The following is a 12,080-nucleotide window of genomic DNA, read 5'->3' on the forward strand; positions in this document are numbered from 1 at the left end:
CTAAAGAGAGGAGCATCTTTTCGAGATGCTGCTTTTATGGGGATTATGCGATGGGCCTTTTTCAACAAGCTAAAGGAGATGTATCCAAATGTAAGTATGACTTACGGATATATCACAAAGTACGTGCGGATAAACAATGGCTTAGAGAAAACTCATGCCGTTGACGCAAGATGCATTAGTGATAATCCGTTAGCAGAACCTTTGGGCGTTGTTTATAATCAAAAGTTCGTTAGATGTAATAACCGCAGCTTGCATAAGGCAAACCCTAAGAAGGGTGTACGTAAGAATAATCAAGCACCTCGATATGTACAAGGCTTTCAGTTGTTCGACAAAGTAAAGTTCGAAGACAAAGAATGTTTTGTATTTGGCAGACGGAGTTCAGGATATTTTGACATCCGTTTATTAGACGGTACGAGCATCCATAAGAGCGTTGGATACAAAAAAATAAGATTGTTAGAGCAGAGGAGCTCTCTATTAACAGAAAGGAGACTAGCATAGGATGCAATTCCTCCCCACCTAAGTTTTAGATGGGGTATCCTTGCTATAAAAAAGATGAAGATTACTTTAAAAGACGGATCAGTAAAAGAGTATGAAAAAGCAATGTCAGTCTATGAAATTGCCAGCGATATTAGTGAAGGCCTTGCAAGAATGGCAACGGCTGGTAAGGTAAACGGCGAGCTAGTGGATTTGCGAGATGAAGTAAGTGAAGATGCGGAGTTAGAGATTCTTACCTTTGATTCTGAGGATGGTGCTCATGCGTTTCATCATACTTCGGCTCATATTATGGCTCAAGCAGTACAGAGAATTTGGCCAGAGACGAAGTTAGCAATTGGACCAGCGATTGAGAACGGCTTTTACTACGACATGGAAAAGGATGAGCCTTTCCTTGAAGAAGATCTAGAGAAAATTGAAGCCGAGATGAAAAAAATCGTTAAGGAGAACTTAAAAATTACCCGTTTTACCAAGCCAAGAGATGAGGCTATCGCCTTCTTTAAGGAGAAAAATGAACCCTATAAGGTAGAGCTAATTGAAGATCTGCCAGAAGATGCTATTATAAGCTTTTATCAGCAAGGGGAGTTTGTTGATCTTTGTGCTGGACCTCATTTAATGAGCACCAAGCAAGTAAAGGCCTTTAAGTTGACGTCTCTTGCCGGAGCGTACTGGCGCGGCGACGAGCATCGCCAAATGCTGACAAGAATTTACGGCACTTCTTTCCCGAAGAAGGCTCAGCTAGAAGAATATATAGAGCGAATTGAAGAAGCCAAAAAACGTGACCACAGAAAGCTAGGAAAAGAGCTAGACTTATTTATGATGCGAGATGAAGGACCGGGCTTTCCGTTTTTCCTTCCTCACGGTATGCTCCTTAAGAATACCCTTCTAGAATACTGGCGGCAGTTGCACACTAGAGAAGGGTATGTGGAGATTAACACGCCGATTATCCTTAATAAGGAGCTCTGGCTCACCAGTGGACACTGGGATCACTACAAAGATAATATGTATACAACTACGATTGATGATGAAGAGTACGCTGTTAAGCCAATGAACTGTCCGGGAGCGATGCTTACCTATAAGCACGAACCTCATTCATACCGTGAGTTCCCGCTAAGAATGGCAGAGCTTGGCCTAGTTCATCGCCACGAAAAATCAGGTGCACTTCACGGTCTCTTTAGGGTACGTTGCTTCACTCAAGACGACGCCCATATCTATATGACGCCAGAGCAGATTAAAGATGAAATCAAAGGGGTAACCAGGTTAATTGATGAAGTGTATAGCCTGTTTGGCTTTAAATACCATGTGGAGCTTTCTACTCGCCCAGAAGACAGTATGGGTAGTGATGAAGATTGGGAAATGACCACCAAAGGCCTGCGTGACGCTCTCGATGAAATGGAACTAGATTATGTGGTTAACGAAGGCGACGGTGCCTTCTACGGACCTAAAATAGACTTCCATCTAGAGGACTCTCTAGGTAGAACTTGGCAGTGTGGAACCATTCAATTAGATATGCAGATGCCTCAGCGTTTTGAACTGGAATATACAGGTGACGACGGCGAAAAACATCGTCCGATTATGATTCACCGAGTAGCGTTTGGCTCCATCGAGCGCTTTATTGGAATCTTGATCGAGCATTTTGCCGGAGCTTTCCCAACATGGTTAGCCCCAGTTCAAGTAAAAATTCTGCCGATTTCCGATAAGTTCAAAGATTACGGTGAAAAGGTGTTAAAAGAGCTTCTAAAGCATGGTATTCGCGCAGAAATCGATACCCGTGCCGAGAAAATCGGTTATAAAATCCGGAGCGCGCAGATGAAAAAAGTACCTTATATGTTGGTGGTAGGTGCCAAGGAAGAAGAGGAAGAGACGGTTTCTGTACGTAGTCGTTTTGCTGGTGATGAAGGTGGCAAGCGTCTTGACGATTTCGTTAGCGGAATTCTTTCGGAAATCGCTAGTAAAGAGATTAGAGAAGTAGTAAAAGAAGATTAAGAGGGGTAAAATATGCCGATTCGTGTACAAAATGATCTGCCGGTTAGAGAAATCTTAGAGAAAGAAAATATTTTCGTGATGGACGAGCACAGAGCGACCCATCAGGATATTCGTCCAATCAAAATCGGGATGCTTAATCTGATGCCGTTAAAAGAAGAGACGGAGCTACAAATTCTTCGTTGTATGTCCAACACGCCGCTACAGATAGACGTTCATTTTGTGAGCATGTCGACTCATGAATCAAAGAACACGTCAACGAGTCATCTAAATAAGTTCTACCGAACGTATGCAGAGATTAAAGATGAAAAATTCGACGGTTTCATTATTACCGGTGCGCCGGTAGAACAACTGCCTTTTGAAGAGGTGGATTATTGGGATGAATTGACAAAAATCATGGACTGGACGAAGACCAATGTCACCAGTACCATGCATATCTGCTGGGGTGCCCAGGCTGGTCTTTATTACCACTACGGCATCCAAAAGAAACTTCTGGAAGAAAAGCTCTTTGGCGTTTTTAAACACCGGGTTCTTAACCGCAAGTATCCCTTGGTTCGTGGTTTTGACGATGTGTTCTTGGCACCTCATTCACGCTATACTACGGTTTCTTTAGACGAAGTGAAGGCTCATAAAGACCTGACGTTAATGGCAGAATCACGGGAATCAGGAGCTCATTTGATTATGGCTGAGGGCGGGAGACAAATCTTTGTCGCCGGTCATCCAGAGTACGACCGTTTAACACTAGATGGTGAGTATAAAAGAGACTTAGCCAAAGGCTTACCAATCAAGGTGCCGGTTAATTACTATCCTGACGATGACCCGGAAAATAAGCCGCTGCTTACCTGGCGGTCCCATTGTGACCATTTATATAACAATTGGCTTAATTACTACGTCTATCAGATAACTCCGTTTGATTTCGTTGGTGCGCCTGATTTTAATGGTCTGAAACGGTAGTTAATCACTTAAAACTTTAAAAGCGACAGTGGCGTTCGGCGCCCTGTCGCTTTTTTTGCGCCAAGGGTGGCGCTTTCGGTTAGCGTATAAATTAAGAGTATTTTGCACTCCACTTAATCATCTCAAAAAAGAGTGGGAATAAATCCTTTCCCTTCTGGGTGAGAGAGTATTCAACGTGAGGGGGGATTTCGTTAAACTGCTTTCTAGAGACAATACGATATTCCTCTAATTCTCGAAGAATCGTTGTCAGCATGGTGTTGGTAATTCCAGGAATCGCTCGTTTTAACTGCCCGAAACGGTAAGCTTTTTGCTTAGAAAGCTCGTAAATTACCGACATTCGCCATTTTCCGCTGAGGATTTGTAGGGCGTGCATCATTTCGCAATCACCGTTTTCTTGAGTTTTATCGCAGATTTCTGGCTGAGCAGAATGAAAGCTATGGATAAACTCCTCATAGGTCATGTTCTGTATCATTTTTTTGACATCCATCTTGATTCCTCCATAAACTAGCTCTTAGTTACAACTGTTATACTTGGTATAGAACACTATACTAAGTCAAAAATAATTGCGTACTTGTAAAAGAATTTAAGCTTAGTATAATAAATATACCAAGAGAAAGCAAGCTTTTGGAATAAATTAAAATTGGAGGAGTTTAAATGATAGTTATACCTGTCTATAATAAATTAGTTTTGCCGGAGGCGACAACTTATATCCTAAATGATGAAATAAGTGAAAAGAATCTACAGGAGATTAAAGAAGGAGAGAAAGTAATCTTACTGCTTTTAAAAAAGCCGGAAACAGAGGAAACGCTAAATGCTGAGAGCTTTTATCAGGTCGGTGTCTCTGGTGTTGTAGGGAAATCTCAATTTGAAAACTATACAGCCATTGAAACTGAGAAAAGAGTGAATATTGATGATGTCTACATTGGGAAAAATGGTGACATCGAATTATCAATCAGTAAAAGAGAAGATGTAAATGATATCGACGAAGAGGAGCTTAAGGGGAGACTACGTCAGATAAAAGCAGCTACATTAGATTATGCTAAGCAGTTTCAAGGAGGACAAATGGCGGCGGTCGTGTTAGCTCGCTGGACTTCTTTTGAACAGATTGCCTCTTCTGTTTCTATGTGGCTAACCTTAAGTAATGAAGAGCGCTACGAGATTATTCGCGAGGACAGTAAGTTAACGCGTTCGCAGATGATTGAAAAAGTTTTATATGAAGCCTTAGAAATTGCCAATCTGAATCAAGAAGCTAATGAGGTGACGAATAAGGATTATCAGAAATTATACCGAGAGTCGGCCATTAAGAAACAGATGGATTATCTACAGAAAGAACTAGATGAGATGCATCCGGAGAATGTATCGGATATTCAGAAGTTTCAGAAGAAAATCGAAGCTTCGAAGATGAATGACGTTGCGAGAAAAGAAGCGAATAAGGTTTTGAACCGTATGAAGCAAGAAGGCCAGAATAGCAGTGAGTACGGTATTTTGTACGATTACTTAGACTTCGTAACCGGCTTATCTTGGGAGACAGAGAAGGCGAAGAAGATTGATTTGGATTATGCCAGTGAAGTCCTAGATGAAGAGCACTTTGGTATGGAAAAGGTGAAGGACCGCGTGATTCAACAGATTGCGGTTATGAATCTAAAGAAGAAGCAATCGGGTTCTATTTTACTCTTTATTGGTGCTCCTGGAACAGGAAAGACAAGTATTGGACAAAATATCGCTAAGGCGCTTAAGCGCGAATACGTGCGTGTAAGTCTAGGCGGGGTACGAGATGAGGCGGATATTAGAGGACATCGACGTACCTATATCGGGGCGATGCCGGGACGAATTATGGATGGAATCAGTAAAAGTGGGGTGTCTAATCCGGTGGTAGTCTTAGACGAGGTGGATAAAATCGCTTCTTCTTATCACGGAGATCCGGCCAGTGCGCTGTTAGAGGTGCTAGACCCAGAACAAAACCATACGTTTACGGATCACTACATGAACGTTCCTTATGATCTATCAAACGTTATGTTTATCTGTACTGCTAACTCTCTAGAGACGATTCCCGAGCCTCTACTTAACCGGATGGAAGTGATTCAGTTCCAAGGTTATACGGCTACGGATAAGTTCCAGATTGCCAGAAAGCATTTGCTTCCGAAAGCAATGAAGGCAATGGGTGTAAATGAGAAACATTTGGAGATAACAGATGATGCCCTAATGAGCATTATTGAAAACTATACGATGGAATCGGGAGTAAGAGGACTGAAAAAGAGATTAGATACACTGTGCCGGATTACCGCGGTTGAGCTAGTAAAGGGAACGGAAGACAAAATCACAGTAACAGTAGACAATGTGAAAGCGTATCTGGATGCAAAACCGATTAGACATGGAAAGATAATCAAAGAGAAGAAACCGGGGATTGTAACAGGGCTTGCCTGGACAGCCGCTGGTGGTGACATTTTGTTTATCGAGACCATGTTTACTCCAGGAAACGGTAAAGTGATTATTACCGGACAGCTAGAGAGCGTTATGGAAGAATCGGTAAAAGTTGCAATTAGCTTGGTTAAGTCCATCTATCCAGATAAGGCGGATTTGTTCAAGGAAAATGATCTTCACATTCATATTCCTGAAGGTGCTGTGAAAAAGGATGGCCCTTCGGCGGGAATCACCTTAACTACTGCACTAGCGTCACTTATTCAAGGAAAAGCGATATCACCAGAACTGGCTATGACCGGTGAAATCTCCCTAAGAGGGAAGGTAATGCCGATTGGTGGTCTTCCGGAAAAACTGATGGCAGCTCAGCGAGCGGGAGTAACGACGGTATTGATTCCCGATGATAATGAAATTGATTTGGAAGATGTTGACGATGAGGTTAAAGATAAGTTAGAAATCAAAACGGTAAAAACCATTGATGAAGTCTTAGGGATTGCTCTGGGATAGAAAAGTAGATAATATATTATCATCGAAAAAAAACAGCGAATTATTCTAAGATTTATAGAATAGCTCGCTGTTTTAAATTTATATTGCTTTTATTCACTTCGAAGGGCCTCTACCGGATCTTTTCTAGCTGCTGCCGAAGACGGTATTAGGCCAGAGATAAAGGCCAGGAACATACTGATAAGAATAAGGACGAAGGCCGCCGTAATTGGTAGATTCGTAATGTTCTTAATATCCAAGCGGTTATAAACGATGATATTGGCGATAAAGCTCATAATGTAAGTGATGCCAATACCGAGTGCGCCGGCGACGAAGCCGATAATTAAGGTCTCGGCGTTAAAGACAGTACGGATATTGCCCTTGCTAGCACCGATGGCCCGAAGGATGCCGATTTCCTTCTTCCGTTCTAGCACGGAGATATAGGTGATGACACCGATCATTATGGAAGAGACCACGAGGGAGATGGAGACAAAGGCGATTAACGCGTAGCTAATCGTATCTACGATGGAGGTAACGGAAGACATCATGGTGCCGACCAAATCGGTGTAGCTGATGACTTTGTCGTCAGCGCCGCTTTGTTCCATTTCAGCGTTATAATTTTTCAGGAAGGTATCCACACTTTCCTTGGATTTAAAATCTTTTGAATAAAGGTTTATCTGTGAGGGTGCCTCAGGGTCTGCATAGCCGAGAGTGGTTAGATTGTTTTCCAGAGTGCTTCTGGTTGGGTTCATCAAGGCGTTCATCAGCTCCATAATGTCTTCCTCGGAAGCTTTCATTTCGAAAGCAGAGGTCAGCATTTCTTGGTCGATGCTTAAAGCGTTTTGCATTTGGGCGGGCAAGGTGCTAAGCGCCGCTTGTAGCTGCCCAGCAATTTGTCCAGCTAGTTGTGTCTGGATTGTAGTTAGGGCATTCTGGAGATAGGATCCCACGGTGGTACTTAAGTAGTTTTGTAGGATTCCTGTTACCTTTTCCTGAATCTGAGAATCAGCAACCACGGTACTAATCTCTTGGTTTAGTTTTTCCTGAACTTCTGGCAGGGCGATGTACTCAGGAAAAAGCGCTATGATATCTTCAGGAGTAGTTGCGCCTTTATCAGCCGCGTAATCGATAAAGTCCAGCATTAAGTTGTCAAGAATAGCCGTTAGAGCTTCCGTTGGAATATTTACCTGTCCAGCGAGGGCATCAGTAAGCTCTTGTAAGTTAAGAGCCGGCAGAGCCAGACCAGAAGTATCAAGGGTAATATTATTAAGGGCATTAAAGTCCATATTTAACTTGGAAGTGTCTACGTTAAAGGCTGCTCTAATTTTATCTTCATTAACCGTGATAAAATCGGTTAGGCTAGCAGGTTCCTCCGCATTTTCATCGGCAAAGGTTTTGCCAGTTAAGACATTGATTTCGGGTGAGGCTAGCTGTTTCTTGACGATATCACTTGTAGCGGCCCCCCTCATTAAAGTATCCACCAGATCGGGGGTGTAGTTAACCCCGATGGTCAAAAGGGCAGAGCTTGAGTCTTCTAAAGGCTCGACGACGCCGACAATCTTTAGATCCATGCTTTTTTCGAAAACGCTCTCCATGTGTTTTGCGTTATCGGCGCGGTTAATCCAAACCTTGTATTCTTCGTCATACGTATATTGGTCACTGGGATTTACGACTTTAAAAGTAGGCTCCATCAGCTGCTGATACGTATAGTTTGGCTGCTTACTATCGACTTCGATATCCTCATCCTTATTGGTGGCAAAAATCTCAAGCATCTCTTTTAGCTCTTGCCGGTCGCGAAGACCTAAGCAGTAGAGAGTGTAATCAGAGATGCTTCCGCCATGACCTAGTACGAGTACGGCTTCATCAGCCCCTTCTGGCCAGCGCCCGGCTTTAACATCGTATTGATCCTCATACATCTTCGCATCTGTAGGAAGTTGGGAGAAAATGCTGGTGCCAGTACTAAAGCCGAAGCTAAACATCTGGCTCATGCCGGTATCGCCGCCGGTGTAGGTATTCATCAGTGTATCGGGATTTACCTGGGCTATCTCGGTATCGGTGTCCGGTAAGTAAATCTGAGGGGTAACGTTATACTTATATTCAATGCTTTTGGTATAGGGCTTAATTTTCTTCTCGTTGTTTTCTATATATGTCTTTAAGCTTTTTAAGTCGTTTTGGCTTCGGGAATTAAAGATGGACTCTACAAAATTCCACTCCCGAACCGGTTTTTGTTCGGCGGTTACTTCGGTATCGTTGGTATTGGCAGTCTCCTTGGTCTCATTTTTTTCCTCGCTTTCACTAGCGCCTTCGCCTAAAAGGCTTGATAGGTCCAGACCGGATTCTTGAATCGTAAGGGGATAAAGGCTCATGGTATCTTGTTCAATCCCGACTATATAATCGTTGATGCCGTTGGCAAGGGCGAGAATCGCCGCAATGCCGATAATCCCAATGGAGCCTGCCAGAGCAATCATAAAGGAACGCCCTAGCTTGCTTTTAAGATTACTGAAGGAGAGGGCGACGGAGGTCAAAAAGGACATCCGCACCTTCCTGGGCGGTTCGCCTATAGGCGTTTCGTTTTCGCCAGGGGTATAGGGATCGGTATCGGATTGAATCTGTCCGTCCTTAAGGTTAATAATTCTGGTAGCGTAATCCTCAGCTAGTTCATTGTTGTGGGTGACCATGACGACGAGCCGGTTCTTGGCAATCTGCGTAAGCAGGTCCATAACCTGGGTGCTGGTCTTGGTATCAAGAGCCCCAGTTGGTTCATCGGCTAAGAGAATTTCGGGGTCATTAATCAGCGCTCTAGCAATCGCTACCCGCTGCATTTGACCGCCGCTTAGTTGGCTAGGGAGCTTTCGAATGTGGTCCGCAAGCCCCACCTCAGCTAAAGCTTCCTTGGCCCGTTCTCGGCGCTCTTTTCGAGAAACACCGCTTAGAGTTAGGGCTAGCTCGACGTTTGCTAAGACGGTTTGGTGGGGGATTAGGTTATAGCTTTGAAAGACGAAGCCGATCCGGTTATTGCGGTAGGCGTCCCAGTCTTTATCTTTATATTTCTTAGTGGAGATTCCGTCAATCTCTAAGTCGCCGCTATCGTAATGATCAAGGCCGCCGATAACATTTAGAAGGGTGGTCTTGCCAGAGCCAGAAGGACCTAAAATAGCAGCAAATTCATTGCTTCTAAAGGTGACAGAAACACCGTCTAGAGCTTTTTGTACAAAACCGGCGGTTTCGTAGGATTTATGGATATCGGTTATTTTTAGCATATACACTCCTGATTAAAAAAATAATTAGTCTTCTAACTTTCTATTATAGGTTTTGTGAGAAATAATGACAACGATTATCAGGAATAATTCACCAATAATTCACGAAATGCAGTATAATAATGGGGAAGGAGTGCTTCGGGAGGTGTTATATTATGGAAGAAAAAACGGTGAAACTTTATACGAGACAGAATGACAAGACGCTTTTGGCCCTAGAAAGAGACGGACGAATTATTAATAATCGCCGCTATGTGGAGATGCATTTTGGCGATATTGCGCCCTTGTTTTTAGAATCCTACGACTGGTTTACAAAAGAGGCGGCGCGAAGAGTGCCAAAGCCCGAGGACGTGGAGGCTTCGATTTGGTGCTCCATTGATAAGGCGAACTGTTTGCGACCGATTGAAGGCACAGTGGTGTATGTGCTAGAGGTGCCCCAGTCTCAAGTGGTGTATTTTGACGAATATAAGTGGGACTTTGTCTTAAATCGGATTTATATTCCTAAGGACGAGGAGGATGGCGCAGCTTATGGTGAGCATATAAAAGCCTTGGGCGCTAGCAGTCGGTTTGACTTTTTGGTCGGTAAGCTAAAAGGAAAGTATCCGGAAGAAGAGCAGCGAATTAAAGAGAGCTGGGAGCGTGTGTTTGAAATTGATAAGTGGACCATCTTCAATGTGTGTGGCAATATTTGGGAGATAAAGGCAGAGTGGGTGAAGGAAATTGTCCGCCCCGGCGAATTAATAGAAGGAACAACCCCAGGGAAAATGTAAAGGAGAAAGATAAAAGATGATGTTAGAACAGACAGCAATAGAATTTATTGAACAGTTATCCTCAAAGGAACCGGTGCCAGGCGGCGGCGGCGCAGCGGCTCTAGTAGGCGCGTTAAGCGGTGCCTTAGGGCAAATGGTTTGTAACTTAACGATTGGTAAGAAGAAATACGCCTTTGTGGAAGAGGAAGTGATTACAATCTTAGAAGAGATTGAAAACCATAAAAAGAAGTTAATCCATTTGGTGGATGAGGATGCTGCTGGCTTCTTGCCGCTTTCTAAAGCGTATGGTATGCCGGTGGAGACACTAGAACAGAAGCAAGAAAAGCAAGAGGTGATGGAGGTGGCTCTGCGTACGGCGTGCGAGGCGCCAATGGCAATGATGGAGGAAATGTTACATATTCTTATGCGTCTGGAGTTTTTAGCAAAGAATGGCAGTACTTTAGCGGTAAGTGATGTAGGAGCGGCGGCGCTATTAGGACAGGCGGCTCTTGAGACCGCATCCCTTAATATCTTTATCAATACAAAAGCGATGACCGATGAATACGTTAAGGAAGAATTTAACCACACTACTCGGCGGATGATTCAGCGCTCTAAGGAGATTAGAGATGTAGTTTGTAGTTTGGTGGATAAGAAAATTGGAAAGTAAAGGAGCAAAAGACATGAGTACACTGATGAAGGGCATGGAAGTGGCAAAAGCCATGAAAGAAGGGCTGTATACCCAGGCGGGGGAGCTTAAGGCGAAAGGGGTAACACCAACACTAGCGATTGTGCGAGTGGGTGAAAGTCCCGATGATATGGCTTATGAAAGAGGAGCGATTAAACGCTGCGAAGGCGCCGGTGTGGCTATTCGAGTGTGCGCTTTTCCTAAGGACGTAGAGAAAGGGGAATTCGAAAGTGCTTTCTTGGAGCTTAATGAAGACCCGGAAGTTCACGGAATCTTAGTGTTTCAGCCCTTACCCAAACAACTGGACGAAGACTTTGTGAAAGCCAATATTAATCCATTAAAAGATGTAGATGGGATGTGCACGACGAATATGGGCAAGGTGTTTAGCGGCGATCATACCGGCTACGCGCCTTGTACGGCGGAAGGTGCGGTCTTGCTGCTTAAGCATTACGGCATCCAAATCGCGGGAAAAAACGTGGTGGTCCTTGGGCGCAGCACGGTTGTGGGCAAGCCTCTTTCTATCCTCCTGTTAGGAGAAAACGCCACGGTGACAATCTGTCATTCAAAGACGAAGGATTTAGATCAGGTTCTTCGTAGAGCCGATATCCTCGTGGTGGCAGTAGGGGTAGCAAAACTGGTGAAAGCTTCGATGATAAAAGAGGGAGCAGTGGTAGTGGATGTGGGGATTAATGTGAATGCAGAAGGCAAACTCATCGGTGATGTGGATTTTGACGAGGTAGAGCCGAAGGCTTCTTTTATCAGTCCTGTTCCTGGCGGCGCCGGGAGTGTGACCACCTCGGTATTAGCAAGCCATACGATTCAAGCGGCTTTTTCTTTGAGCTAAGAAAGAGAATTGTAGGCAATTGTACCAAAAAATGCAAAACATTAAGAAAAAATTAACAAACTTTAAAGACTGAAACCGTCAATTTGCAACAGGTTATTAAATAATTACAGTTGAGTGTGTCGGAATATTAACAAACTATTTGTGAATTGTGATGAAATTGTGTATTCGTTTTAGTAAGAAGTTGCAATATTAAGAAAAATATAATAAACTGAGGGTAG

9 protein-coding genes are annotated in these 12,080 nt (G+C 43.6%); 7 read left to right on the forward strand and 2 right to left on the reverse strand.

All coding sequences use genetic code 11. From position 1 onward, the window contains the following. From NHH16_RS02155 to metA, 3 genes are all read left to right on the forward strand, one after another. Positions 1-498 (forward strand): hypothetical protein (locus NHH16_RS02155; protein WP_330643424.1); only part of this gene is annotated, 498 nt, incomplete at its 5' end. Between the two features lie 54 nt (positions 499-552). Beyond that, positions 553-2,478 (forward strand): threonine--tRNA ligase, encoded by a 1,926-nt coding sequence (thrS, locus tag NHH16_RS02160; RefSeq protein WP_262067955.1) that lies wholly within the window; start codon positions 553-555, stop codon positions 2,476-2,478. A gap of 12 nt (positions 2,479-2,490) precedes the next feature. After that, complete coding sequence (gene metA, locus NHH16_RS02165) at positions 2,491-3,429, forward strand: homoserine O-acetyltransferase MetA (protein WP_262067956.1); 939 nt, start codon at positions 2,491-2,493, stop codon at positions 3,427-3,429. A gap of 91 nt (positions 3,430-3,520) precedes the next feature. On the opposite strand, the gene NHH16_RS02170 is transcribed toward metA, so the two are convergent. Beyond that, positions 3,521-3,916, reverse strand: coding sequence for a winged helix-turn-helix transcriptional regulator (locus NHH16_RS02170; RefSeq protein ID WP_262067957.1), 396 nt, complete (start codon positions 3,914-3,916; stop codon positions 3,521-3,523). A gap of 167 nt (positions 3,917-4,083) precedes the next feature. Here NHH16_RS02170 and lon point away from each other — a divergent pair, with 167 nt between their 5' ends. Beyond that, complete coding sequence (gene lon, locus NHH16_RS02175) at positions 4,084-6,354, forward strand: endopeptidase La (RefSeq protein ID WP_262067958.1); 2,271 nt, start codon at positions 4,084-4,086, stop codon at positions 6,352-6,354. Positions 6,355-6,443: 89 nt separating this feature from the next. Here the strand turns inward: lon and NHH16_RS02180 are convergent, their stop codons facing one another. Next, the gene (locus NHH16_RS02180) at positions 6,444-9,590 is read right to left on the reverse strand and encodes an ABC transporter ATP-binding protein/permease (protein ID WP_262067959.1); all 3,147 of its coding nucleotides are present in this window, start codon (positions 9,588-9,590) and stop codon (positions 6,444-6,446) included. Between the two features lie 152 nt (positions 9,591-9,742). On the opposite strand from NHH16_RS02180, the gene NHH16_RS02185 reads away from it, so the two are divergent. From NHH16_RS02185 to NHH16_RS02195, 3 genes are read left to right on the forward strand one after another with little or no spacing between them, the layout of a single operon-like run. Beyond that, on the forward strand, positions 9,743-10,354 hold the full coding sequence (locus tag NHH16_RS02185; RefSeq protein ID WP_262067960.1) for a DUF3841 domain-containing protein: 612 nt from the start codon (positions 9,743-9,745) through the stop codon (positions 10,352-10,354). A 16-nt stretch (positions 10,355-10,370) separates the two neighbouring features. Continuing rightward, positions 10,371-11,000: a cyclodeaminase/cyclohydrolase family protein gene (locus tag NHH16_RS02190; protein ID WP_262067961.1), complete on the forward strand. Its 630-nt coding sequence runs from the start codon at positions 10,371-10,373 to the stop codon at positions 10,998-11,000. A 13-nt stretch (positions 11,001-11,013) separates the two neighbouring features. After that, positions 11,014-11,862 (forward strand): bifunctional 5,10-methylenetetrahydrofolate dehydrogenase/5,10-methenyltetrahydrofolate cyclohydrolase, encoded by an 849-nt coding sequence (locus NHH16_RS02195; RefSeq protein WP_262067962.1) that lies wholly within the window; start codon positions 11,014-11,016, stop codon positions 11,860-11,862. The last annotated feature ends 218 nt before the right edge of the window (positions 11,863-12,080 follow it).

Source organism: Ohessyouella blattaphilus, from assembly GCF_024721265.1.
Taxonomy (GTDB): domain Bacteria; phylum Bacillota; class Clostridia; order Lachnospirales; family Lachnospiraceae; genus Aequitasia; species Aequitasia blattaphilus_A.

Bases quoted from the DNA above. Each gene is read 5' to 3' on its own strand.
- thrS (WP_262067955.1), top strand. From the start codon at position 553: ATGAAGATTACTTTAAAAGACGGATCAGTAAAAGAGTATGAAAAAGCA.
- metA (WP_262067956.1), top strand. From the start codon at position 2,491: ATGCCGATTCGTGTACAAAATGATCTGCCGGTTAGAGAAATCTTAGAG.
- NHH16_RS02170 (WP_262067957.1), bottom strand. From the start codon at position 3,916: ATGGATGTCAAAAAAATGATACAGAACATGACCTATGAGGAGTTTATC.
- lon (WP_262067958.1), top strand. From the start codon at position 4,084: ATGATAGTTATACCTGTCTATAATAAATTAGTTTTGCCGGAGGCGACA.
- NHH16_RS02180 (WP_262067959.1), bottom strand. From the start codon at position 9,590: ATGCTAAAAATAACCGATATCCATAAATCCTACGAAACCGCCGGTTTT.
- NHH16_RS02185 (WP_262067960.1), top strand. From the start codon at position 9,743: ATGGAAGAAAAAACGGTGAAACTTTATACGAGACAGAATGACAAGACG.
- NHH16_RS02190 (WP_262067961.1), top strand. From the start codon at position 10,371: ATGATGTTAGAACAGACAGCAATAGAATTTATTGAACAGTTATCCTCA.
- NHH16_RS02195 (WP_262067962.1), top strand. From the start codon at position 11,014: ATGAGTACACTGATGAAGGGCATGGAAGTGGCAAAAGCCATGAAAGAA.